The sequence below is a fragment of the Campylobacter sp. JMF_06 NA1 genome (assembly GCF_027737785.1).
In the GTDB taxonomy this organism is placed as follows: Bacteria; Campylobacterota; Campylobacteria; order Campylobacterales; family Campylobacteraceae; genus Campylobacter_B.
In genome coordinates, this window is record NZ_JAOVUA010000005.1 from 77,719 (window position 1) to 98,994 (window position 21,276).

At 40.2% G+C, this 21,276-nt stretch carries 33 protein-coding genes and 1 pseudogene; 32 read left to right on the forward strand and 2 right to left on the reverse strand.

Annotated features, from left to right (window positions below; all coding sequences use genetic code 11):
- Positions 1-28 precede the first annotated feature (28 nt).
- The 25 genes and pseudogenes from rpsJ (at position 29) to OFO07_RS06515 (ending at position 11,702) form a co-directional block, all read left to right on the forward strand.
- Complete coding sequence (gene rpsJ / locus OFO07_RS06395; RefSeq protein ID WP_270858578.1) at positions 29-340, forward strand: 30S ribosomal protein S10; 312 nt, start codon at positions 29-31, stop codon at positions 338-340.
- Positions 341-351: 11 nt separating this feature from the next.
- Entirely contained in the window at positions 352-930 is a 579-nt protein-coding gene (gene rplC, locus OFO07_RS06400) for a 50S ribosomal protein L3 (RefSeq protein WP_270858577.1), read from the forward strand.
- The gene (rplD, locus tag OFO07_RS06405) at positions 927-1,541 is read left to right on the forward strand and encodes a 50S ribosomal protein L4 (protein WP_270858576.1); all 615 of its coding nucleotides are present in this window, start codon (positions 927-929) and stop codon (positions 1,539-1,541) included. The genes rplC and rplD overlap by 4 nt, the downstream gene beginning before the upstream one ends.
- A gap of 1 nt (position 1,542) precedes the next feature.
- On the forward strand, positions 1,543-1,824 hold the full coding sequence (locus OFO07_RS06410) for a 50S ribosomal protein L23 (RefSeq protein WP_270858575.1): 282 nt from the start codon (positions 1,543-1,545) through the stop codon (positions 1,822-1,824).
- A 1-nt stretch (position 1,825) separates the two neighbouring features.
- Entirely contained in the window at positions 1,826-2,656 is an 831-nt protein-coding gene (rplB, locus tag OFO07_RS06415; RefSeq protein ID WP_270858574.1) for a 50S ribosomal protein L2, read from the forward strand.
- A gap of 2 nt (positions 2,657-2,658) precedes the next feature.
- Positions 2,659-2,940 carry a 30S ribosomal protein S19 gene (gene rpsS / locus OFO07_RS06420; RefSeq protein WP_270858573.1) on the forward strand — a complete coding sequence of 94 codons (282 nt, stop codon included), beginning with the start codon at positions 2,659-2,661 and terminating at the stop codon, positions 2,938-2,940.
- A 10-nt stretch (positions 2,941-2,950) separates the two neighbouring features.
- Positions 2,951-3,262 (forward strand): annotated as a pseudogene (rplV, locus tag OFO07_RS06425) (50S ribosomal protein L22); the annotation flags it as partial.
- 19 nt (positions 3,263-3,281) lie between these two features.
- Positions 3,282-3,977, forward strand: a complete 696-nt coding sequence (gene rpsC, locus OFO07_RS06430) for a 30S ribosomal protein S3 (protein ID WP_270858572.1) — start codon at positions 3,282-3,284, stop codon at positions 3,975-3,977.
- A 2-nt stretch (positions 3,978-3,979) separates the two neighbouring features.
- Positions 3,980-4,405, forward strand: a complete 426-nt coding sequence (gene rplP, locus OFO07_RS06435) for a 50S ribosomal protein L16 (protein WP_270858571.1) — start codon at positions 3,980-3,982, stop codon at positions 4,403-4,405.
- The gene (gene rpmC / locus OFO07_RS06440) at positions 4,392-4,574 is read left to right on the forward strand and encodes a 50S ribosomal protein L29 (RefSeq protein ID WP_270858570.1); all 183 of its coding nucleotides are present in this window, start codon (positions 4,392-4,394) and stop codon (positions 4,572-4,574) included. Before rplP ends, rpmC begins: the two co-directional genes overlap by 14 nt.
- Positions 4,575-4,584: 10 nt before the next feature.
- Positions 4,585-4,836, forward strand: a complete 252-nt coding sequence (rpsQ, locus tag OFO07_RS06445) for a 30S ribosomal protein S17 (RefSeq protein WP_270858569.1) — start codon at positions 4,585-4,587, stop codon at positions 4,834-4,836.
- On the forward strand, positions 4,836-5,204 hold the full coding sequence (gene rplN, locus OFO07_RS06450) for a 50S ribosomal protein L14 (RefSeq protein WP_270858568.1): 369 nt from the start codon (positions 4,836-4,838) through the stop codon (positions 5,202-5,204). The genes rpsQ and rplN overlap by 1 nt, the downstream gene beginning before the upstream one ends.
- Positions 5,204-5,437, forward strand: a complete 234-nt coding sequence (gene rplX, locus OFO07_RS06455; RefSeq protein ID WP_270858567.1) for a 50S ribosomal protein L24 — start codon at positions 5,204-5,206, stop codon at positions 5,435-5,437. Before rplN ends, rplX begins: the two co-directional genes overlap by 1 nt.
- Positions 5,438-5,439: 2 nt before the next feature.
- Complete coding sequence (gene rplE, locus OFO07_RS06460; RefSeq protein WP_270858566.1) at positions 5,440-5,985, forward strand: 50S ribosomal protein L5; 546 nt, start codon at positions 5,440-5,442, stop codon at positions 5,983-5,985.
- A 1-nt stretch (position 5,986) separates the two neighbouring features.
- Complete coding sequence (locus OFO07_RS06465) at positions 5,987-6,172, forward strand: type Z 30S ribosomal protein S14 (protein WP_270858565.1); 186 nt, start codon at positions 5,987-5,989, stop codon at positions 6,170-6,172.
- Positions 6,173-6,184: 12 nt separating this feature from the next.
- Positions 6,185-6,580: a 30S ribosomal protein S8 gene (gene rpsH / locus OFO07_RS06470; protein WP_270858564.1), complete on the forward strand. Its 396-nt coding sequence runs from the start codon at positions 6,185-6,187 to the stop codon at positions 6,578-6,580.
- A 76-nt stretch (positions 6,581-6,656) separates the two neighbouring features.
- Positions 6,657-7,193 carry a 50S ribosomal protein L6 gene (gene rplF / locus OFO07_RS06475; RefSeq protein ID WP_270858563.1) on the forward strand — a complete coding sequence of 179 codons (537 nt, stop codon included), beginning with the start codon at positions 6,657-6,659 and terminating at the stop codon, positions 7,191-7,193.
- A gap of 10 nt (positions 7,194-7,203) precedes the next feature.
- Positions 7,204-7,560 carry a 50S ribosomal protein L18 gene (rplR, locus tag OFO07_RS06480; protein ID WP_270858562.1) on the forward strand — a complete coding sequence of 119 codons (357 nt, stop codon included), beginning with the start codon at positions 7,204-7,206 and terminating at the stop codon, positions 7,558-7,560.
- 15 nt (positions 7,561-7,575) lie between these two features.
- A complete protein-coding gene (gene rpsE, locus OFO07_RS06485; protein WP_270858561.1) occupies positions 7,576-8,019 on the forward strand; it encodes a 30S ribosomal protein S5 in 444 nt (147 codons plus the stop codon).
- A gap of 12 nt (positions 8,020-8,031) precedes the next feature.
- Positions 8,032-8,433, forward strand: a complete 402-nt coding sequence (rplO, locus tag OFO07_RS06490; protein WP_270858560.1) for a 50S ribosomal protein L15 — start codon at positions 8,032-8,034, stop codon at positions 8,431-8,433.
- Positions 8,433-9,698, forward strand: coding sequence for a preprotein translocase subunit SecY (gene secY, locus OFO07_RS06495; protein WP_270858559.1), 1,266 nt, complete (start codon positions 8,433-8,435; stop codon positions 9,696-9,698). Before rplO ends, secY begins: the two co-directional genes overlap by 1 nt.
- A 1-nt stretch (position 9,699) precedes the next feature.
- On the forward strand, positions 9,700-10,467 hold the full coding sequence (gene map / locus OFO07_RS06500) for a type I methionyl aminopeptidase (RefSeq protein WP_270858558.1): 768 nt from the start codon (positions 9,700-9,702) through the stop codon (positions 10,465-10,467).
- A 14-nt stretch (positions 10,468-10,481) separates the two neighbouring features.
- Positions 10,482-10,700, forward strand: coding sequence for a translation initiation factor IF-1 (gene infA, locus OFO07_RS06505; protein ID WP_005869854.1), 219 nt, complete (start codon positions 10,482-10,484; stop codon positions 10,698-10,700).
- Between the two features lie 221 nt (positions 10,701-10,921).
- The gene (locus tag OFO07_RS06510) at positions 10,922-11,038 is read left to right on the forward strand and encodes an ABC transporter six-transmembrane domain-containing protein (protein ID WP_270871360.1); all 117 of its coding nucleotides are present in this window, start codon (positions 10,922-10,924) and stop codon (positions 11,036-11,038) included.
- On the forward strand, positions 11,010-11,702 hold the full coding sequence (locus OFO07_RS06515) for an ABC transporter six-transmembrane domain-containing protein (RefSeq protein WP_270871361.1): 693 nt from the start codon (positions 11,010-11,012) through the stop codon (positions 11,700-11,702). The genes OFO07_RS06510 and OFO07_RS06515 overlap by 29 nt, the downstream gene beginning before the upstream one ends.
- A gap of 42 nt (positions 11,703-11,744) precedes the next feature.
- On the opposite strand, the gene OFO07_RS06520 is transcribed toward OFO07_RS06515, so the two are convergent.
- Positions 11,745-12,422: a DNA alkylation repair protein gene (locus OFO07_RS06520; RefSeq protein ID WP_270871362.1), complete on the reverse strand. Its 678-nt coding sequence runs from the start codon at positions 12,420-12,422 to the stop codon at positions 11,745-11,747.
- A gap of 143 nt (positions 12,423-12,565) precedes the next feature.
- On the opposite strand from OFO07_RS06520, the gene OFO07_RS06525 reads away from it, so the two are divergent.
- Complete coding sequence (locus OFO07_RS06525) at positions 12,566-13,342, forward strand: 3'(2'),5'-bisphosphate nucleotidase CysQ family protein (RefSeq protein ID WP_270871363.1); 777 nt, start codon at positions 12,566-12,568, stop codon at positions 13,340-13,342.
- A 45-nt stretch (positions 13,343-13,387) separates the two neighbouring features.
- On the forward strand, positions 13,388-13,774 hold the full coding sequence (locus OFO07_RS06530) for a type II secretion system protein (RefSeq protein WP_270871364.1): 387 nt from the start codon (positions 13,388-13,390) through the stop codon (positions 13,772-13,774).
- Positions 13,775-13,788: 14 nt separating this feature from the next.
- On the opposite strand, the gene OFO07_RS06535 is transcribed toward OFO07_RS06530, so the two are convergent.
- Entirely contained in the window at positions 13,789-14,391 is a 603-nt protein-coding gene (locus OFO07_RS06535) for a hypothetical protein (RefSeq protein WP_270871365.1), read from the reverse strand.
- 97 nt (positions 14,392-14,488) lie between these two features.
- Between OFO07_RS06535 and OFO07_RS06540 the strand changes: the two genes are divergently transcribed.
- The 5 genes from OFO07_RS06540 (at position 14,489) to OFO07_RS06560 (ending at position 21,268) form a co-directional block, all read left to right on the forward strand.
- A complete protein-coding gene (locus OFO07_RS06540) occupies positions 14,489-15,046 on the forward strand; it encodes a TRAP transporter small permease subunit (RefSeq protein ID WP_270871366.1) in 558 nt (185 codons plus the stop codon).
- On the forward strand, positions 15,046-16,407 hold the full coding sequence (locus tag OFO07_RS06545) for a TRAP transporter large permease (RefSeq protein ID WP_270871367.1): 1,362 nt from the start codon (positions 15,046-15,048) through the stop codon (positions 16,405-16,407). Before OFO07_RS06540 ends, OFO07_RS06545 begins: the two co-directional genes overlap by 1 nt.
- A gap of 37 nt (positions 16,408-16,444) precedes the next feature.
- Positions 16,445-18,250, forward strand: coding sequence for a biotin/lipoyl-containing protein (locus OFO07_RS06550; protein ID WP_270871368.1), 1,806 nt, complete (start codon positions 16,445-16,447; stop codon positions 18,248-18,250).
- 158 nt (positions 18,251-18,408) lie between these two features.
- Positions 18,409-19,992, forward strand: coding sequence for a phosphoenolpyruvate carboxykinase (ATP) (gene pckA, locus OFO07_RS06555; protein WP_270871369.1), 1,584 nt, complete (start codon positions 18,409-18,411; stop codon positions 19,990-19,992).
- Positions 19,967-21,268: a CAP domain-containing protein gene (locus tag OFO07_RS06560; RefSeq protein WP_270871370.1), complete on the forward strand. Its 1,302-nt coding sequence runs from the start codon at positions 19,967-19,969 to the stop codon at positions 21,266-21,268. Before pckA ends, OFO07_RS06560 begins: the two co-directional genes overlap by 26 nt.
- Positions 21,269-21,276: the final 8 nt, after the last annotated feature.

The following is a 21,276-nucleotide window of genomic DNA, read 5'->3' on the forward strand; positions in this document are numbered from 1 at the left end:
TGTGACAAGTTCTTTTTAAGGAAAGCAGATGCAAAAAATCAGGTTAAAGTTAAAAGCTTATGACCATAGGGTTTTAGATCGCACAGTTGCGGCAATTGTAGAAGCCGTCAAGAGAACAGGCGCCGATGTGAGAGGTCCAGTTCCAATGCCTACGAAGATCAAACGCTACACAGTCTTGAAATCTCCACACATTAACAAAGATTCGAGAGAGCAGTTTGAGATGAGAATTCACGCTCGTATGCTAGATATCGTAGCGGCAACCCCTGATACAGTTGATTCGCTAACTAAACTTGACTTAGCCCCAGAAGTTAATGTCGAAGTTCATGCGATGGGCAAATAAGGAGTTAAAGTATGGAATATATCGTAGAAAAAATAGGCATGAGTAGAACAGTCGGCATCAAAAGCACGCCTGTAACGCTTTTAAAGCTTATTAATACTAAAATTTGCGAAGTATGCAACGACAAGCAAGCTATCGTAGCTTACGCTAACGGCAAAGCATACAACAAATCTATCGCAGGAATTCAGAAAAAATATAGCCTAAGCAAAGAATTTAACAAATTCGCGACACTAAATGTCGAAAATGCTGAGGTTGGCGATCAAAGCACAGAAGTATTAAGCTCAGCTAAAATCGTAAAAGTTACTTTTACTTCAAAAGGTAAAGGTTTCCAAGGTGTTATCAAACGCCACGGTTTCTCTGGTGGTCCAGCAGCTCATGGCTCACGCTTCCACAGAAGACCAGGTTCTATCGGAAACTGCGAGTGGCCAGGTCGCGTCCAACCAGGTATGAGAATGGCAGGTCACACAGGCAATGAGACAATCACTGCTAAAAACGAGATAGTAAGCTTCGATGCTGAGAATAAAATTTTGGTAGTAAAAGGTTCTATCCCAGGATTTAATGGTGCAATGGGCAGAATAAGGATAGTAAAATGAGTAAAGTAAGCGTTCTTAATGAAAAATTAGAAAAAGCTAGCGAAATCGAGCTTCCTGCAAAATATGCAGAGGTAAATTCGCACAATTTATATTTATATGTAAAATCTTACCTTGCTTCACTTCGTGCAAATACGGCACAAACAAAAGGTCGTTCAGAAGTTAGCGGTGGTGGCAAAAAACCATGGCGTCAAAAAGGTCGTGGCGGTGCAAGAGCTGGTTCGACTAGAACAAATGTTTGGGTTGGCGGTGCGGTTGCATTTGGTCCGACAAACAACAGAAACTATGAGCAAAAAGTCAATAAAAAACAAAAACGCCTTGCGCTTGAATTTGCTATGAACGAAAAAGCAAACGAGGGCAAATTTTATGTTTTCGATAACCTAAGCGTAGAAAGTGGCAAAACAAAAGACGCTGCTAAATTTATCGAAAAACTAGGTGTAAGAGATGCTTTAATCGTTAAAAACGAGCTAGATGCACAAACACTTTTAGCATACAGAAATTTGAAAAATTGCTATGTAGTTGATGCTAGCGAAGTAAATGCTTATTTGGTTGCAGTATATAGCTCAATCGTATGCGAAAAAGCTGCATTTGAAACATTGGTGAAAGAGGACTAAAATGGCAGATATAACAGATATCAAAACTATACTTTATACAGAAAAGTCTCTTGGCCTACAAGAAAGTGGCGTAGTTGTTATCCAAACAAGTCCGTCAATGACTAAAAATGGACTAAAAAGCGTTTTGAAAGAATACTTTGGCATCGTGCCTGTAAAAGTAAATTCATTGCGCCAAGATGGTAAAGTTAAAAGATTTAGAGGAAGATTAGGCGTAAGAGATGATGTAAAGAAATTTTATGTCAAACTTCCAGAGGGTGCAACCCTAGAAAATGCGGAGGCGTAAGATGGCGATTAAAACATACAAACCATATACTCCAAGTAGAAGATTTATGACAGGCCTTAGCAGCGATGATATCACTGCAAAAGCAAGCGTTAGAAGCCTACTTGTAAAAATCCCAGCCGCTGCTGGTAGAAACAATAATGGTCGCATTACAAGCCGCCATAAAGAAGCTGGTGCTAGCAAACTTTACAGAATTATCGATTTCAAAAGAAGAAAATTTGGAATCCCAGGTAAAGTAGAGGCTATCGAATACGATCCAAACAGAAATTGTAGAATCGCTTTGATCTCTTATGCTGATGGCGAGAAACGCTATATCATCAGACCAAATGAATTAAATGTAGGCGATGTCGTTGCTTCTGCTGAGGCTGGACTAGATATCAAACCAGGCAACGCAATGAAAATGAAAAGTATCCCAGTGGGAACTATCTTGCACAATATCGAGCTAAAACCTGGCAAAGGCGCTCAAATGGCAAGATCTGCTGGTGGATATGCTCAACTAATGGGTAAAGAGGAGAAATATGTAATCCTTCGTTTGCCAAGCGGTGAGATGAGAAGAGTTTTGGCTGAGTGTATGGCTACTATCGGCGTTGTTGGTAACGAAGACTGGGCCAATGTCGTTCTAGGAAAAGCTGGTCGCAATCGCCACAGAGGAATTCGCCCACAAACCAGAGGTTCTGCTATGAACCCAGTAGATCACCCACACGGTGGTGGTGAAGGCAAGAAAAATTCAGGTCGTCACCCAGTTACTCCATGGGGCAAACCTACAAAAGGTGCGAAAACTCGTCGTAAAAAAGCTAGTGATAAGCTTATAATTTCTAGAAAGAAAGGAAAATAAAAATGGCTAGATCGCTTAAAAAAGGTCCTTTCGTAGATGATCATGTAATGAAAAAAGTAGTAGCTGCAAAGGCTGCTAACGATAACAAACCAATTAAAACTTGGTCAAGACGCAGCACAATCGTTCCTGATATGATTGGACTAACATTTAATGTGCATAATGGCAAAAATTTTATCCCAGTGTATGTTACAGAACACCACATTGGTTATAAATTAGGTGAGTTTGCTCCTACTAGAACTTTCAAAGGCCACAAAGGCTCAGTTCAAAAGAAAATCGGTAAATAAGGGGAAATAAATGAGTAAATCAACTATCAAATTTGTTCGCCTTTCACCGACTAAGGCAAGACTTATCGCAAAACAAGTTCAAGGCATGAACGCTGAATTTGCACTTGCTACACTGGAATTCACTCCAAATCGCGGTGCAAAATATATCGCTACTGCTATTTCAAGCGCAGTTGCTAATGGCGGTTTTGAACCAGAGGAAGTTATAGTAAAAAGTTGTCGCGTAGATGCTGGTCCAGTTCTAAAAAGATTTAGACCACGCGCTCGTGGAACAGCAAGCAGAATCAGAAAGCCAACTTCACACATTAGCGTTGAAGTAGCAAAACCAAGTAAGGAAGCGTAGTATGGGACAAAAAGTTAATCCGATTGGTTTAAGACTAGGTATCAATAGAAACTGGGAATCAAGATGGTTTCCTGCTAAATCAACACTATCAGAAAACATCGGCGAGGATTACAAAATCCGTAAATTCCTAAAAGCTAAACTTTATTACGCAGGAATTAGCCAAATTCTTGTTGAAAGAACAGCTAAAAAAGTTCGCGTAACTATCGTTGCAGCTCGCCCAGGTGTTATCATCGGTAAAAAAGGTGGCGAAGTAGAGAATTTAAGAGCCGAAGTTGTTAAACTAGTAAATAAAGATGTGAATTTAAACATCAAAGAAGAGCGCAAAGTCGGCGCTAATGCACTTTTGGCAGCTGAAAATGTAGCTATGCAATTAGAGCGCAGGGTTGCATTTAGACGCGCTATGAAAAAAGTAATTCAAGGTGCGCAAAAAGCAGGCGCAAAAGGTATTAAAATTTCAGTTTCTGGCCGTCTAGGTGGCGCTGAAATGGCTCGCACAGAGTGGTATTTAGAGGGACGCGTTCCGCTTCACACTCTAAGAGCAAAAATCGATTATGGTTTTGCTGAGGCTCACACTACATACGGAAATATCGGTATTAAAGTTTGGATTTTCAAAGGCGAAATTTTGCAAAAAGGAATTCAAGCTGAAAAAACAGAAGAAGCTTCTAAAAAACCACGCAGAACAAGAAGAGGTAAATAGCCATGTTGATGCCTAAAAGAACAAAATATCGTAAGATGATGAAAGGTCGCAATCGCGGCTACGCAACTCGCGGTAATGCTTTGACATTTGGTGATTTTGGTATCAAAGCTGTTGAAGCAGGTAGAATTAATTCACGCCAAATCGAAGCAGCTCGTATCGCGATGACTCGCTATGTAAATCGCCAAGCTAAAATTTGGATTAAGGTATTTCCTGATAAACCACTTACTAAAAAACCTCTACAAACTCGTATGGGTAAAGGTAAAGCTGGTGTAGAAGAGTGGGTAATGAATATCAAACCAGGCAGAATGATTTTCGAGATGACTGGTGTAAGTGAAGAGCAAGCAAGAGCAGCTCTTACGCTATCAATCCACAAATTACCTTTCAAAACAAAAATTGTAACTAGGGATAGCGAAAATGAAATATACTGATTTGAAAGATAAAGATTTAGCTGAGCTAAATAAGATGTTAAAAGATAATAAGTTGCTTTTATTTACGGCTAAGCAAAAGCTTAAAACAATGCAGTTAAGCAATCCTAATGAAATTCGTGCGATCAAAAAAGATATCGCTAGAATCAATACTGCTATAAAAGCAAAATAAGGATAGAGTTATGGCATTTAAAAGAGAAATTCAAGGCGTAGTCGTAAAAAAAGCGGGCAATAAAACTGCTACTATTTTGGTAGAGAGAAGAGTTATCCACCCAAGATATAGAAAAATCGTCAAAAGATTTAAAAAATATCTTATCCATGACGAGAACAATATCGTCAAAATCGGCGATACTATATCAGCAGTTGAGTGCAGACCACTTAGTGCGAAAAAAACATTTCGCTTAAAAGCGGTTTTGAAAACAGGAGTTGAATAATGATACAAAGTTTTACAAGACTTGCAGTAGCTGATAACAGCGGTGCAAAAGAACTTATGTGTATTAAAGTTTTGGGTGGTAGCAAACGCCGCTATGCAACAGTAGGCGATATTATAGTTTGTTCTGTAAAAAAAGCTCTACCAAATGGCAAGATTAAACGCGGTCAAGTTGTAAAAGCCGTCGTCGTTAGAACAAAAAAAGAGCTTCACAGAGGAAATGGCTCTTTGATTAGATTTGATGAAAATGCAGCTGTAATTTTGGATGCAAAAAAAGAGCCGATTGGCACTCGTATTTTTGGCCCAATCGGTAGAGAAGTCAGATACGGCGGTTTTATGAAAATCGTTTCATTGGCTCCGGAGGTTCTATAATGGCAGTGAAATTTAAGATTAAAAAAGGCGATCAAGTAAAAATTATCGCAGGTGATGATAAAGGCAAAACTGGCGTTGTAAAAGCTGTTTTCCCTAAAAAATCACAAGTTATAGTTGAGGGTTGTAAAATAGCTAAAAAAGCTGTTAAACCAACTGAGCAAAATCCAAGTGGTGGTTTCACAAACAAAGAAATGCCTATGGATATTTCAAATGTCGCATTGGTTGAGGGTTGATTATGAACAGATTACAAACTAAATATGTTGAGTCAATTAGACCAGCTTTACAAAAAGAATTTGATATAAAAAATCCTATGCTAATTCCGGCACTTGAAAAAATCGTAATTAGCGTTGGTGTAGGCGAATCTGGCAAAGATCAAAAAGTGCTTCAAAACATGGCTGATACAATCTCTTTGATTGCAGGTCAAAAAGCACTTATTGTAAATGCAAAAAAATCAGTTGCTGGTTTTAAAGTCAGAGAGGGATTTCCTGTCGGTATTATGGTTACATTGCGCAAAGAGCAAATGTATGCGTTTTTTGATAAACTTATCTCAATCGCATTACCAAGAGTAAAAGACTTCCGTGGTGTTGCACGCAATGGCTTTGATGGTCGCGGTAACTATAACTTCGGTTTGCAAGAGCAATTAATGTTCCCTGAGGTAGAGTATGATAATATCCTAAGAACTCACGGTATGAACATTACAATCGTAACTACAACAAATAGCGATAAAGAGGCGTTTAAATTGCTAGAATTATTTGGCATGCCTTTCGCAAAAGGAAAGTAATATGGCAAAAAAATCAATGATAGCTAAGGCAAAACGCCCTGCTAAATTCAGCTCTCGTGCATATACAAGATGCCAAATTTGCGGTCGTCCGCACTCTGTTTATAGAGATTTTGGAATTTGCCGTGTATGTTTAAGAAAAATGGCTAATGAGGGTCTAATCCCTGGCCTTAAAAAAGCTAGCTGGTAAAAAGGAGTAGATATGGTAAATGATCTTATTTCAGACGGATTAACCCGCATTAGAAATGCAGCTATGAGACGCTTAGACACTGCTAAATTGTTTCACTCAAATGTTGTAGAGGCTACCCTTAAAATTTTAGCTCAAAAGGGCTATATCGAGAGCTACAATGTAGTAGAAGAGGGAAACAAAAAATTCATCAATGTTGTTTTAAAATATGATGAAAAAGGCAGAAGTGTAATCAATGAAGTAAAAAGAGTTTCAAAACCAGGACGCCGTGTTTATCAAGGTAAAGACGAGATCAAAAGATTTAAAAATGGTTATGGAACAGTAGTTGTTAGCACTAGCAAAGGCGTTATGAGCGGTATCGAAGCTAGTAAAGCTGGCGTTGGCGGCGAAGTGCTTTGCACTATTTGGTAAAAAGTTCTACTTTTTATGGCATTGTGGTATCCATTCGTAAAAGTAGTCATACCCTAGACAAATAAAAAGGAAAATTATGTCAAGAATTGGTAAAAAACCTATCTCTATTCCAAACGGAGTAGAGGTAAAAATCGATGGTTCATCTTTAAAATTTAAAAAAGCAAACAACGAAAGAGTCCTTGATTTAAAGGGCAATGTCGATGTTAAAATCGAAGATGGCCAAATTTCATTTTCACCAAAAGGTGAAGATAGACAAAGCAGAGCGTATTGGGGAACATACCGTGCGCTAGCTAACAACATCGTTATTGGCCTAACTGACGGCTTCACAAAACAGCTTGAAATCAACGGCGTTGGTTACAGAGCTGCGATGAAAGGCAAAGTTTTAGAGCTAAACCTAGGTTTTTCTCATCCGATAAATTTCGATTCACCAGCAGGTATTGAAATTTCAGTAGATAAAAACATCATCACAATCAAAGGCGACGATAAACAAAAAGTTGGTCAAGTCGCTGCTGAGATTAGAGGATTTAGACCACCTGAGCCATACAAAGGCAAAGGTGTAAAATATGTCGAAGAGCATATTATCCGCAAAGCCGGTAAAACATCTAAAAAATAAGGGTTGAGAAATGACAGCAAATGTATTAAAAAGAAAAATATCTCTAAGAATTAAGAGAAAAAGAAGAATTCGTGCAAAAATTTCCGGCACTAGCTCTTGCCCTAGAATTTCTATTTTCAAATCAAATAGAACAGTTTATGCGCAAGTAATCGATGATGTTGAGGGAAAAACAATATGCGCTGCCAGCGGTAAAACTTTGGGTGTGAAAGCAAACAAAGAAGGCGCTGCTAGCCTTGGCAAAGATTTGGCTGCTAAGCTAAAAGATAAAGGCATTTCTGAGGCGCTTTTTGATAGAAACGGTTATTTATATCACGGAGTGATTGTAAGTTTTGCTGATGCGTTACGCGAAAACGGCATCAAACTATAAACCAAAGGAATTATCGTGGAAAAATATAATAGAGAAGAATTCGAAGAAGTAATCGTTAATATCGGTAGGGTTACAAAGGTCGTAAAAGGTGGTAGAAGATTTAGATTTACTGCCCTAATCGTTGTTGGTAACAGAAATGGTTTAGTTGGCTTTGGTTTTGGAAAATCAAAAGAGGTTCCAGACGCGATTAAAAAAGCCGTAGATGATGCGTTTAAAAATATCATCGAGGTTAAACTAAACGGTTCGACAATTACTCACGATGTAGAGGTTAAATATAACGCTAGTAGAATTTTGCTTAAACCAGCTAGCGAAGGTACCGGCGTAATCGCAGGCGGATCTGTTCGCCCTGTTTTAGAACTTGCAGGCGTTAAAGATATTTTGACTAAGTCTCTTGGTTCAAACAACTCATCAAATGTCGTAAGAGCTACAATGAAGGCTCTTAGCATGCTAAAACACTAACAAGGATTTAAGATGGGATTAGAAAATCTTCAAAAAGCACCAGGCTCTACTCATAGCACCAAAAGACTAGGTCGTGGTCAAGGTAGCGGTCTTGGCAAAACAGCAGGTCGCGGTGGCAAAGGTCAAACTGCGCGCACTGGCTCACATGAAAAAAGAGGTTTTGAGGGTGGCCAACAACCACTTCAAAGAAGATTACCAAAAGTTGGTTTTTATTCAAGATTTGAAAAACCTTATGTAATCAATGTAGAAAAAATTTCAGCTGTAAAAGAGCTAAGCGAGATTACAGTTGATACTATCAGAACTGTTCATAAAATGTCTAGCTCTGTAAAAGTAGTAAAACTTATCGGTGCAAGTGCAAAAGATCTTGCTAGCAAGATAAAAGACGAAAATGTAAAATTTAGCGGACAAAACTAATGAACAAAACACTTCGCAACAAGATACTCATTACATTGGGTTTTCTATTTGCTTTCAGGCTACTGGCTTATGTGCCAGTGCCGGGCGTTGATGTTGAGGTGATAAAAGAATTTTTCAATACAAACAAAGACAATGCCTTTGGTATGTTTAATATGTTTAGCGGTGGCGCGGTCGAAAGATTTAGCGTCATTTCGCTGGGCATTATGCCATACATTACAGCTTCGATTATTATGGAGCTATTATCTGCTACATTTCCAAATTTAGGCAAACTAAAAAAAGAGCGTGACGGTATGCAAAAATATATGCAAATTATTCGTTACGCTACAATCGCTATTGCGCTTGTGCAAGCAATCGGTGTTAGTATCGGTTTGCAGGGCATTACGGGCGTAAATGGCGCGAAGGCTATCATGGCAGAAAATACAAACGAATTTATATTTATTTCGTGTATTTCTATGCTTGTAGGCACTATGCTTTTGATGTGGATTGGCGAGCAGATTACTCAAAGAGGTGTTGGAAACGGCACGAGCTTAATCATTTTTGCCGGTATTGTTAGCGCGATACCAACGGCGATCGGCGGCACAGTTCAGCTCGTAAATAACGGCGAACTTAATATCTTAAAATTAATCGCAATCGCCTTAATTATTTTTGCTACAATCGCGGCGATTTTGTATGTCGAGCTAGGCGAGCGCAGGATTCCAATCTCGTTTCCTCGCAAAATTTTAATGGCGAACCAAAACAAACGCATTATGAATTATGTGCCAATCAAGCTAAATTTAAGCGGTGTTATTCCGCCGATTTTCGCTAGTGCGGTATTGATGTTTCCTAGCACGATTTTGACTGCTAGCACAAATTCTTTTGTCCAAAAAGTAGCTGACTTTATCAATCCAAGTAGCTATTTCTTTAATCTTTTGACATTTATTTTAGTTGTATTTTTTGCCTATTTTTACGCTTCAATCGCGTTTAATTCCAAAGATATCAGCGAAAATTTGAAAAAACAAGGTGGATTTATCCCTGGAATTCGTCCAGGTGAGGGCACAGCGACATTTCTAAACGATGTTGCATCTCGCCTTACATTTTGGGGTTCGATTTATCTAGGCTTGGTGACTGTTATTCCATGGTTGCTAGTCAAATTTATGGGCGTTCCATTTTATTTCGGTGGCACGAGCGTGCTAATCGTAGTATCGGTCGCACTTGATACTATGAGAAGAATCGAAGCGCAAGTGTATATGAACAAATACCAAACCCTAAGTGCCGTTGGACTATAAAATGGCAATTTTACTCAAAAATCAAAAAGATTTAGAGGGTTTGCGGGCGGCGAATAAAATCGTCGCCGCTGCCCTTGATTATGCGGAAGAATTCATAAAACCGGGTATGACGCTTTTAGAAGTGGATAAAAAAATCGATGATTTTATTACGAGCAAGGGCGCATATCCAGCATTTAAAGGGCTTTATGGTTTCCCAAACGCAGCTTGTCTTTCACTAAACGAAGTTATAATCCATGGCATACCTGATAACACTATCCTAAAAGAGGGCGACATACTAGGTATTGATCTAGGCTCTCGCTTAAATGGATATTACGGCGATAGTGCGCGCACTTTGCCGATTGGCAAAATTTCAAAATCAGACGAAGAGCTCATCGCATGCAGCAAAGACGCGCTGTATCATGCTATCGACACGATAAAGGTCGGCATGCATTTTAAAGAGCTATGCCTAGCTATCGAGCAATTTATCAGAGCGCGCGGATATGTGCCACTATATGGATTTTGCGGGCATGGAATCGGCAAAAAACCGCATGAAGAGCCTGAGATTCCAAATTATTTAGAGGGCAACAATCCAAAATCAGGGCCAAAAATCAAAAACGGCATGGTTTTTTGTATCGAGCCGATGATTTGCCAAAAAGACGGCACCCCAGTCGTGGGCGCAGACAAATGGACGACGACGAGCAAAGACGGCCTTAGAACGGCTCATTATGAGCATTGCTTGGCTGTGGTAAATAACAAAGTCGAAATTCTAAGCAAAAGCTTGAAAGATTAAAAGGAGAAAATTTAATGGCAAAAGATGATGTCATTGAGATTGATGGCAATGTAATCGAGGCGTTGCCAAATGCGACATTTAAGGTCGAGCTTGATAACAAGCATGTGATTTTGTGCCATATCGCAGGCAAAATGCGTATGCACTATATCAAAATCATGCCAGGCGATCGCGTCAAAGTCGAGCTTACGCCATACAGCCTTGATAAGGGTAGAATCACTTATCGCTACAAATAAATTTTGCATTGTCTAAAATTTAACTGCATAGTTAAATTTTAGATACTTTTTTTAATTTAAATCTTATTAAATTTTCCCCTTTATACTTGCGCGATTTAATTCAAATTTAGGAATTTTTATGCAAAAAAGCGCGTTTAAAACGCTTATTTTCATCGCGTTGAAACATTATAAAAAAGCTGATTTTTACATTTTCATTGGTGATTTTGGAAAATTTGGCCTTTATGCTCTATCCGATTTTTGGCGGATTTGCGATAAATAAAATTTTAGCAGGCGAGGCAAAAATCGCGATAATTTATATTTTTGTGATATTTGGAATTTGGTTTTTTGGGCGCTATTAGGCGCAAAATCGACACCTACGCATTTAGCAAAATTTATGCAAATTTAGCCGTCAATATCATCTCAAACGAACGAAGCACAAACGCTAGCGTGAGCCAGACAAGCGCGCGCGTCGCACTTTCGCGTGAATTTATAAATTTTTTCGAGCACTCCTTTCCTATGCTTTTTACCTCTGTGGTTTCGATTTTGGGAAGTGTTTTTATGCTATATTTTTACGAGCCGATTGTAGCGAGCTTTTGTCTAATCATAATCGCTGTTTTGGCACCCTTTTTGCCACGATATATTCGCAAAAACGACAGATTTTATTTGAAGCTAAACAACCGCAACGAAAACGAGGTAAATCTCATAGAAAAAGGCAGCCCTATCGCCGTTTCGCGCCACTACGATTTGCTTTCGCGTATTCGCATAGCTATCTCGAACCGCGAGGCGATTGGCTATCTCATCGTAGGCTCGATTTGTGCACTAGTATTTAGTTTGGCGGCTTATCTTTTGGCGCTCAAACAAACAGACGCTGGGTATATTTTTACGGTGATGAATTATATTTGGACTTTTGCGATTAGCCTAGATGACGCACCGCGCCTAATCGAAGAGTTTTCGCAGCTCAAAGACATCGGCAAAAGGGTAAATGCGCTAGAAAACGACAGCGAAACAAACAAGCAAGATTGAGAAAGAAATTTGAAATTTTGATAAATTAAATTTCCGCGAATTTTAGGATTTCGCGGATTTTAACGCCTTAAATTTTGCCTTGCTTTGCTCGGTGAAACGCAGGCTTTCGCAGATTTTTTTAATCGCAAGATTTTTGATTTTTTCGTTTTCATACCCCTGCAAAAACTCATAAATTTCACGCTCAAATTTCACGGCGAATTCGCACAGTGCCCACGCTGCCCCCATTTGGACATAGTATTTCTCGTTTCGCTCAGCGCGTGCAGTATCTAGCAAAAGCGCCAAATTCTGCGAATTTACGAAATTTACCAGCAAATTTACATAAAAAAACCGCTTCTCAAACTCGCCCCTAGCCTCCCTAAAACCAAGCGTAAATTCCCGCCAAAGCTCTAAATCGTTTTTGCGTTTGGCGCAAAATGTATCGCAAACGCCCCAGTTTGTGATGCGCGGGATAAAATCTCGCGCCAAATTTATGCGATTTTTTTCGCTGATTTTTAGTGAATTTATCAAAATCGCCTTTAATGTCATTTCTTCGCTAAATTCGCCCTTGGCGCGGATAAATTCTAAAATTTCACCCTCGCTTTGCTCGCGCAAAACCCGCTTTGCAAGCGCGCGTAAATGTGGCATTTTCACGCCCAAAATTCGCGCCCCCGGCAGAATTTTCGCGCTAAATTTGGCGTATTTTTCATCGCTTAAATTTTGTAATTCTTGTAAAATTTCCATTTTTGCCCCTTGAATTTGCAAAAATTTTATAAATTTTGCCCTTAAAATTTAATCTAGCTTTTTTAAAGCTTTGTTGTGCTAGAATACAAATCTTTCAATTCTACGATTACAACAATTCTTACCGCTTATTTTTGGAGGCGAAAATGAATAAAGATGAACTTTTGAATTTAGCCGTGGTTGCGGCAAAGCGCGCAAACAAGGCGATTATGGAGCATTATGAGAAATTTGATGTCTATGTCAAAGAGGACAAATCTCCGCTAACAACCGCGGATTTGGCTGCAAATGATGCGATTGTAAGCACGCTAGCACCTAGTGGGATTGCGATTTGCTCCGAAGAGAGCGTGATGAGCGCAGATGAGCGCATGAGCGCAAAGAGGTTTTGGCTAGTCGATCCGCTTGATGGGACGAAGGAATTCATCGCGCGAAATGGCGAATTTTGCGTTTGCATCGCGCTGATAGAGGACGGAAGACCGATTTTGTCGGTGATTTCATCGCCTGTAAGTGGCGATGTGTATAGCAGTAATGGCGGTGGCGTCGTCTATAAAAACGGCGAAAAAATCGAGCGAAAACCAAATTCGCCAAAGACCTTTATGATAGGGCATCATGGCAAGGGAAGCAAGTATATGGGGCTATGCGAGAAGTTTGGCTTCGAATTTACTCGCTATGGCTCTGCGCTGAAATTTTGCGTAATGGCGGAAAATGGGGCGAGCGCGTATGGTAGGTTTAGCGATTGTTCGCTGTGGGATATCGCGGCTGGGGATTTTATAATCCACCAAAGCGGCGGCGCGATAATCGACCTCAAAACGGGCGTCGCTCCGCTGTATAACGGCAAAAGTCTGATAAATAACCACTACATCGTCGTCGATGCAAATACAATAAATTTATTATCAAAAATGGTAGAATTTGCGAAAAATTTATAGATTGTGGTAGAATACGCCTGCAAAATTTTTATCAAAGGATAAAAAATGAAACAGGCTTTTACAATGATCGAATTAATTTTCGTGATTGTTATTTTGGGTATCTTGGCGGCGGTAGCTATCCCTAGACTAGCTGCTACCAGAGACGACGCAGAGATGGTAAAAACGATGAATAATATCACGACATCTCTTAGCGATTTGATGGCGTATTACACATCGCAAGCGCATTATTCTTCTTCTATCGCAACGATGACAAATGTTACAAACCCGATTAAGATTAGAAACGATGTTTGTGCTACTTATGAAATCGTTGATGAGAAGCAAATTATCCTTACAAAAGGCTATGACGGATTATGCAAAAAGGTCTGGGCTATGAGCGGATTGTCTTCGTTAGAAGATGTGTATAGCTCCGATGCGCTAATTATCGTTCAATAACTCACGCAGGGGGGCTATCCCCTGCGCCTGATAAATCCCAAAACCACTCCCAAAACACAGACAAAAGCAAAAAACCCAAATACAATAAACCAAAGAGTAGGCAAACTTAGGCTTTTTGAGCTTACAAAAAGATACCAGCCATCATTATAAGCGCTAATTAAATTCGCACGCATACCGCTGAGTTCGAAATTTGCAGGCGGTGTGGGTATATCAAAAGCGCAAGAATTATATGATTTAAAAAGCGAAATTTTATTTAAATCAAAATTCAAAAATTTATTCGCCCCAGCGCAGTTCATCACGCCGTCCATATCGCTACTAGCGCGCACTGCTTTGTGTAGATACGATAGGCTTTTCGCACAAATTAGCCCCCCAAGCGCGCCATAAAACCACAAAAAATACCCACAAATCGTGCTTAGGCTATCCTTGCTAAATGCCACAAAAATCACGCCCAGAGCTAAAACGCACAGATCAAACCTAAGTCTAGCGCTGAAAATTTCAGGATACATAAACAAGAAATTTTGCAAAAAGCAGTATGAAAAGCAAACCCACAAACCCGCCCAAACTGCGCAAAATAGCAGAAATTTGCGAGAATATTTATTGTTAAATTTTAAATACATTTTTATCCTTTTTTTGCTCGTTATTTTATTATTTTTTGCGCTAAATTTCGATAAAATCGCAAGTTTATTTTGAAATTTAATACAAAAAGGTTCAAATTTGAGGAAAAATCTCCAAATTTTAGAAAAAATTTTCGATAGTTTTGCGAAAATTTTAGGTTTTTTTAGCATTGTTTTTTTAGCTCTTTTAGTCCTTTGCGTTTTTTACAATGTCGTTGCGCGCTATCTCTTTCCAAGCGCGAATTCTGTGGCAATGCAAGAGATTAGCTGGTGGCTGTTTTCGGCGATGTTTTTGTTTGGTTCGACCTATACTTTACAGCAAAATTCCCATGTCAGGGTCGATGTGCTATATGAAAAATTTCGCCCCAAAACAAAGGCGATTATCAATATTTTGGGCACAATCTTTTTTATTTTGCCATTTGTGGCGCTCGTGGCGTATTTTTCGCTAGATTTCGCGCTCGAAGCCTACGAGAGCAAAGAATCCAGCCCAAATCCAGGTGGATTAACGAATTTATGGATAATCAAATCATTTATTAGCCTATCTTATGTCTTTTTATTTATTTATTCGTTTGGGTTTTTGATAAAAAATATAAATTCGCTAATCCACAACCACCGCGGCGAATTTTTAGACGAAAATTCTAGCGCAAAGGCTGTGTGATGATAGGGATTATAATGTTTGGCGCAGCGCTTTTTATGCTGCTTTTGGGATTTCCGGTAGCCTTTACATTTGGGGCTGTGGCGGTGATTTTTGGATTTATTTATGGCGTGAGTGAGGCGTGGGAATACGCCGAGGGAAGCGAGGTTTTTACAGAGGCTATAAGCGAAATGAGCAACCAGTTTTTCTCTCTTATGCCAAACCGAATTTACTCGATTATGGAAAATCAGCTTCTAATCGCGGTTCCGCTTTTTATTTTAATGGGTATGATTTTGCAAAAAACGCGCTTAGCTGAGAGGCTTTTGGAGTCAATGGCGTTTTTATTTGGCGGGGTTCGCGGTGGCGTGGCGATTAGCACTGTTTTGGTGGGCGCGCTTTTGGCGGCTACGACTGGAATCGTGGGCGCTAGCGTGATTGCTATGGGTATTATTAGCCTGCCTGTGATGATGAAATACGGCTACGACAAAGCCCTATCTACCGGCACTATTGCAGCTTCTGGCACGCTTGGGCAGATTATTCCACCTTCAATCGTGCTAATCATTTTAGGCGATGTTTTTTCGGTATCAGTAGGCGAGCTATTTTCCGCAGCTATCGTGCCGGGGCTCGTTTTGGTGGGGCTTTATATAGTTTTTATCCTCATAATCTCGTATGCCAAAAAAGACTGCGCGCCCGAGCTTCCTAAAATCGATGATGAAACCAAAGCTCGTCAAATTTTTAATGCTCTAAAAAATGTCGTGCCTGTTTTTGTGCTGATTTTGCTAGTGCTAGGATCAATCTTTGGCGGTATCGCAACTCCAACAGAAAGCTCATCGGTAGGCTGTGTGGGCGCGATAATTTTGTCATTTTTATACCGCACATTTTCATTTTCTTTGCTTTACGACGCACTTCGCCAAAGCGTGAAAATTTCGGGCATGGTTTTTATGATTTTAATGGGCGCAACAGCCTTTTCTATGATTTTTTCATACACGGGCGGGGACTATGTCGTGGAGGATTTCATGCACTCACTTCCTGGCAAAGAGTGGGGATTTATCGCGCTAACTATGATTGTCATCATAATTTTGGGCTTTTTCCTTGATTATGTTGAAATTTCATATATCATTTTGCCGATTTTATTCCCGATAGTCGAAGCGATGAATATAAATCCAGTTTGGTTTGCGATACTAATCGCTGTAAATTTACAAACATCATTTATGACGCCACCTTTTGGATTTTCGATATTTTTCCTAAAAGGTGTCGCGCCAAAATCAGTGCGCACGACAGACATTTATCGTGGAGTGTTGCCGTTTATCGGGCTTCAAATTTTAGTTCTTTTCGCCCTTGCGATTTATCCAGAAATTTTTGGATTAAAAGCTTTTTTAGGCTAGAAATTGTAGAATTTAGAATTATTTTAAAGGAGTTAGCATGAGCAAAAAATTTATTGATGTTATGGACACTACATTTCGCGATGGTTTCCAATCTGTCTTTGGTGCGCGTGTAGCGATGAAGGACTTTTTGCCAGCAGTGAGCGCGGCAAAAGAGGCTGGGATTAGACACTTTGAATTTGGCGGCGGAGCTAGATTTCAGAGTCTGTATTTTTATCTAAACGAAGACGCGTTTGCGATGATGGATAAATTCCGCGAAACCGTGGGAGATGAGGCAAACCTGCAAACCCTAGCCAGAGGCGTAAATACCGTTACGCTTGATACTGGTTCGCGCGAAATGATAGACATGCATGCCAAACTCTTTGCCAAACACGGAACTACGACTATTCGAAATTTTGACGCCCTAAATGATGTCGAAAATTTAAAATATAGTGGCGAGCGTATCAAAGCGCACGGTTTAAAACACGAAATTACCGTTACTATGATGGATTTACCACCTCGTTGCTCTGGCGCGCACGATCCTGAATTTTATGCTGGAATTTTACGCAAAATTTTAGAGGCTGGAATTCCTTTTGATAGCGTTTGTTTCAAAGACGCTAGCGGAACTTCAAGCCCACAAAAGGTTTTTGAGACCGTAAGAAGAGCGCGCAAACTCCTAGGAAACGATGTTCATATCAGACTTCACACTCACGAAACAGCCGGCGTTAGCGTGGCTTGCTATCAAGCAGCCTTAGCAGCAGGCGTCGATGGAATCGATTTAGCTGCTTATCCAGTAAGTGGAGGCACAAGCCAACCAGATATTTTGACGATTTTACACGCGACAAAGGGGCAAAATTTTGATTTTGGCTTTGACGCTGAGAAAATTTTAAAATACGAAGAGGTTTTGGAGGATTGTTTGAAGGATTATTTCTTGCCGCCAGAAGCGACAATGGTAAGCCCGATAATCCCATTTTCGCCTATGCCAGGCGGTGCCTTAACCGCAAATACGCAAATGATGCGCGATAACAAAATCATGGATAAATTTCCAGCCGTCATCAAAGCTATGCGCGAAGTCGTCGAAAAGGGCGGTTATGGCACGAGCGTAACGCCTGTAAGTCAATTTTATTTCCAACAAGCATTTAATAATGTAATGTTTGGCGACTGGAAAAAAATCGCTGAGGGATACGGCAAAATGGTGCTAGGATACTTTGGCAAAACCCCAGTTGCCCCTGATAGCGAGGTCGTAAGATTAGCTAGCGAGCAACTTGGCTTAGAGCCTACTACCAAAAATGCCGTTGATTTGGCTGATTTAGACGAGACAAAGAGCATTGCTTATGCCAAAAAACAGCTAGAAGATGAAAATATCGAGCCAAGCGAGGAAAATATTTTTATCGCTCTTGCGTGCCGTGAAAAGGGCATTGCCTTCTTAAAAGGCGAGGGCAAGGTAATGATCCGCAAAAACGAAGCAAAAGAATCTAGCGAGGGCAGTGAGAAAAAGGCAAAATCTGATAAATTTGACATTAATGTCAATGGCAAAGCCTATGCAGTGGAATTTAGCGGAAATAAGGTCTTGGTAAATGGCGATAGCTACAATGTCAGCATTGGCATGGCAGAGCCTAGCGAGACCAAAACTGAGGCGAAATCAACTGCAAATAGCGATGATATCGTGGCTAGCCTGCCAAGCAATGTGTTTAAAATTTTAGTCAAACCTGGCGAAAAAGTCGTAGCCGGTCAAACCGTAGTCGTGCTAGAAGCTATGAAAATGGAGATAAACATCGAAAGCCCAAGAGACGGCGAAGTCGCTGAAATTTTGGTATTCCAAGGTCAAAGTGTCGATGCAGATGACCCATTAATCCACTTAAAATAATTTTAAATTTAACTACCACAGGGGCGGAATTTAGCGGGTTTCGCCCCTTTTTAAATTTACAAAAACGATAAATTTACTTCAAATTCCACAATCCTAATAAAGGTTAATCAAATTTCGATATAATTACTTATTTATAATTTTTTAAAAAAGGATTTAAGATGAGAATTCCAAATGATTTTGAAAAACTAGGAATTAGCGGTGAAAAAGAAATTTTTTATAACCTTAGCTATGATGAGCTTTTCGAGCACGAAAAACGCGCAAACGAGGGCAAGGTAAGCGATAATGGCACCTTTATGGTCGATACTGGCATTTTTACAGGTAGAAGCCCAAAAGACAAGTATTTTGTAAAGCAAGATCCAAGCGCGAAATATATTAGCTGGGGCAAAATCAACCAACCGATTAACAAAGAGCTTTTTGATAAACTTCTAGCAAAGGCCAAAAATCAGCTTTCAAACAAATCAATCTATGTCCAAGACGCGTATTGTGGCGCTAGCCTAAAAAGCCGTAAAAGCGTGCGTTTCGTAACCGAAGTAGCGTGGCAAGCGCATTTTGTAAAAAATATGTTTATCCGCCCAAGCGATGATGAGTTAGCAAATTTTCACCCAGATTTCGTGGTTTATAACGCTTGCAAATGCGTAAATGAGGATTACGCCAAAGACGGGCTAAACTCAGATGTTTTTGTAATCTTTAATGTTGAGGAAAATGTCGCAGTTATCGGTGGCACATGGTATGGTGGCGAGATGAAAAAAGGAATTTTTTCTATGATGAATTACTGGCTACCATTAGAGGGCAAAATGTCAATGCACTGCTCAGCAAATGTCGGAGCTGGCGGCGACACTGCGCTATTTTTCGGACTTTCAGGCACTGGCAAGACTACGCTTTCTACTGATCCAAACCGCGCGCTAATCGGTGATGACGAGCACGGCTGGGACGATGAGGGCGTGTTTAACTTCGAGGGTGGTTGCTACGCAAAATGTATAAATCTCGATCCAAGCTCAGAACCTGAAATTTATGGTGCGATTAAACGCAACGCACTTTTAGAAAATGTCGTAGCTGACGCAAACGGCAAGGTCGATTACGCCGATGGTAGCAAGACAGAAAATACCCGCGTAAGCTACCCAATCGAGCATATCGCAAACCACAAACCAAGCCTAAGCGCAGGACACCCAAAAAATATCATTTTCCTAAGCGCTGATGCATTTGGCGTTTTACCGCCTGTTGCGAAGCTTACAAAAGAACAAGCGATGTATTATTTCCTAAGCGGATATACTGCCAAAGTCGCAGGAACTGAGCGCGGTATTACCGAGCCTGTGGCGACTTTTAGTGCTTGTTTTGGCGAGCCGTTTATGCCACTTCACCCGACAGTTTATGCAAAACTTCTAGGCGAGAAAATCGACAAACACGGCGTAAATGTATATCTAGTAAATACAGGTTGGAGCGGTGGTGCTTATGGCGTTGGCAAACGCATGAGCATAAAGGCAACTCGTGCTTGTATAAATGCTATCCTTGATGGAAGTATCACAAAATGCGAATTTGAAAATTTTGAAAAATTTAATTTAGCTGTTCCAAAAGAGTTAACTGGTGTTGAGACAAAACTTCTAAATCCAGCCAATACTTGGGAAAATGCTGACGAATACGCAAAAACTCGCGAGAAATTAGCGAAAATGTTTGTAGAAAATTTCAAACGCTACGAAGATGTCAAAGAGGGCGTAGAGTATGCAAAAGCCGGCCCAAAAGCTTAAAATTTGGCTTTTGTTAGGCACTGCGGGCTTGTTTTTGGGTTGCAAAGGCGAGCCTGCGAATTTAAAAGAACCGCTTCCTAGTAAAAGCGGTTTTTCTTTTTATGATACGCCGATAAACTACATAAACTATATCCGCCAAAGCTCGAATTTAAACCCATTTGCGCCAAATTCGCTTTTAGACAAGGCTGCGCTAAATCACGCCAAATATGTCGTTACAAACGATGAAGTCACCCATGATGAGAGCGAGGGAAGGGCTGAATTTAGTGGCAAAACTCCAAGCGATCGCGCATTTGCGGTAGGGTTTAACTCTGGGATTGTAGAAAATCTCTCTTACAACGCCCACGATATCAAAGCCTCAATCGACGGGCTATTAAGCGCGATTTATCATCGTTTTGGGTTTTTGACATTTGACGCAAATCTCCTTGGCGTGGGATACTATGAGCAGGGCGAAAAATCCGCCTATGTCTATGAAATGGGAAATGAGTATTTAGAGGAAATTTGTGGTGGCGGAAAGAGCCAGAGTGGGGACGGCAAATTTATCATAGGGCTTTGCAAAAACAAAAGCCTTGCCATACGAAACGAAAACTACGAGCGCACTAGATCGCTAAATACCACGCCTTACGCGCATTATCCAAACAAAGAGCCAGCACTTGCATTTTTTAGCCACGAGCTTCCTGACCCTGTGCCAGAGTGCGCGATTACAGCAAATCCTATTAGCATAGAATTTCACCCCCAAGCCAAACCTGTGGAAATGCTCGAATTTAGGCTATTTGATAGTGAGGGAGCAGAGATAAAAGATACTAAAATTTTGGATAAAAAAAGCGATCCAAATAGGCGTTTTAATGACAAACAATTCGCGCTTTTTAGCAAGGAAGTGTTTAAATTCGACGCTACTTACACGGCGGAATTTAGCTATAAACAGGGAGAAAGGCAAGATAAAATTCGCTGGGATTTTACTACTCAAACCCCAAAATATGACTATTTTATAGTCGGTGGTGGTGAGAATTTAGCCATAAAAAATGGCAAATTTTACGATATATTTTTTGCGCCAAAAGATTGCAACGATGAGGTCAAAAACTACAAAACCAGCTACAACGGCGCAATCGACAAACCCGAAATCCAAAACATCGCCACAAATATGCTAAGGGTGCGCGTAAATGGCGAACGGGGCGCCAAGCTCGAAATCAGCACGGATAATGGCAGGGTGGTGAGATTGTATCTAACAGACGAGCCAAAAAATTCTAGTTTGAAACGCAAAATTATAAATTTATTCTAAGGATTATT

Coding starts and splice junctions, on each gene's coding strand:
- rpsJ (WP_270858578.1), top strand. CDS start 29: ATGCAAAAAATCAGGTTAAAGTTAAAAGCTTATGACCATAGGGTTTTA.
- rplC (WP_270858577.1), top strand. CDS start 352: ATGGAATATATCGTAGAAAAAATAGGCATGAGTAGAACAGTCGGCATC.
- rplD (WP_270858576.1), top strand. CDS start 927: ATGAGTAAAGTAAGCGTTCTTAATGAAAAATTAGAAAAAGCTAGCGAA.
- OFO07_RS06410 (WP_270858575.1), top strand. CDS start 1,543: ATGGCAGATATAACAGATATCAAAACTATACTTTATACAGAAAAGTCT.
- rplB (WP_270858574.1), top strand. CDS start 1,826: ATGGCGATTAAAACATACAAACCATATACTCCAAGTAGAAGATTTATG.
- rpsS (WP_270858573.1), top strand. CDS start 2,659: ATGGCTAGATCGCTTAAAAAAGGTCCTTTCGTAGATGATCATGTAATG.
- rpsC (WP_270858572.1), top strand. CDS start 3,282: ATGGGACAAAAAGTTAATCCGATTGGTTTAAGACTAGGTATCAATAGA.
- rplP (WP_270858571.1), top strand. CDS start 3,980: ATGTTGATGCCTAAAAGAACAAAATATCGTAAGATGATGAAAGGTCGC.
- rpmC (WP_270858570.1), top strand. CDS start 4,392: ATGAAATATACTGATTTGAAAGATAAAGATTTAGCTGAGCTAAATAAG.
- rpsQ (WP_270858569.1), top strand. CDS start 4,585: ATGGCATTTAAAAGAGAAATTCAAGGCGTAGTCGTAAAAAAAGCGGGC.
- rplN (WP_270858568.1), top strand. CDS start 4,836: ATGATACAAAGTTTTACAAGACTTGCAGTAGCTGATAACAGCGGTGCA.
- rplX (WP_270858567.1), top strand. CDS start 5,204: ATGGCAGTGAAATTTAAGATTAAAAAAGGCGATCAAGTAAAAATTATC.
- rplE (WP_270858566.1), top strand. CDS start 5,440: ATGAACAGATTACAAACTAAATATGTTGAGTCAATTAGACCAGCTTTA.
- OFO07_RS06465 (WP_270858565.1), top strand. CDS start 5,987: ATGGCAAAAAAATCAATGATAGCTAAGGCAAAACGCCCTGCTAAATTC.
- rpsH (WP_270858564.1), top strand. CDS start 6,185: ATGGTAAATGATCTTATTTCAGACGGATTAACCCGCATTAGAAATGCA.
- rplF (WP_270858563.1), top strand. CDS start 6,657: ATGTCAAGAATTGGTAAAAAACCTATCTCTATTCCAAACGGAGTAGAG.
- rplR (WP_270858562.1), top strand. CDS start 7,204: ATGACAGCAAATGTATTAAAAAGAAAAATATCTCTAAGAATTAAGAGA.
- rplO (WP_270858560.1), top strand. CDS start 8,032: ATGGGATTAGAAAATCTTCAAAAAGCACCAGGCTCTACTCATAGCACC.
- secY (WP_270858559.1), top strand. CDS start 8,433: ATGAACAAAACACTTCGCAACAAGATACTCATTACATTGGGTTTTCTA.
- map (WP_270858558.1), top strand. CDS start 9,700: ATGGCAATTTTACTCAAAAATCAAAAAGATTTAGAGGGTTTGCGGGCG.
- infA (WP_005869854.1), top strand. CDS start 10,482: ATGGCAAAAGATGATGTCATTGAGATTGATGGCAATGTAATCGAGGCG.
- OFO07_RS06510 (WP_270871360.1), top strand. CDS start 10,922: ATGCTCTATCCGATTTTTGGCGGATTTGCGATAAATAAAATTTTAGCA.
- OFO07_RS06520 (WP_270871362.1), bottom strand. CDS start 12,422: ATGGAAATTTTACAAGAATTACAAAATTTAAGCGATGAAAAATACGCC.
- OFO07_RS06525 (WP_270871363.1), top strand. CDS start 12,566: ATGAATAAAGATGAACTTTTGAATTTAGCCGTGGTTGCGGCAAAGCGC.
- OFO07_RS06530 (WP_270871364.1), top strand. CDS start 13,388: ATGAAACAGGCTTTTACAATGATCGAATTAATTTTCGTGATTGTTATT.
- OFO07_RS06535 (WP_270871365.1), bottom strand. CDS start 14,391: ATGTATTTAAAATTTAACAATAAATATTCTCGCAAATTTCTGCTATTT.
- OFO07_RS06545 (WP_270871367.1), top strand. CDS start 15,046: ATGATAGGGATTATAATGTTTGGCGCAGCGCTTTTTATGCTGCTTTTG.
- OFO07_RS06550 (WP_270871368.1), top strand. CDS start 16,445: ATGAGCAAAAAATTTATTGATGTTATGGACACTACATTTCGCGATGGT.
- pckA (WP_270871369.1), top strand. CDS start 18,409: ATGAGAATTCCAAATGATTTTGAAAAACTAGGAATTAGCGGTGAAAAA.
- OFO07_RS06560 (WP_270871370.1), top strand. CDS start 19,967: ATGCAAAAGCCGGCCCAAAAGCTTAAAATTTGGCTTTTGTTAGGCACT.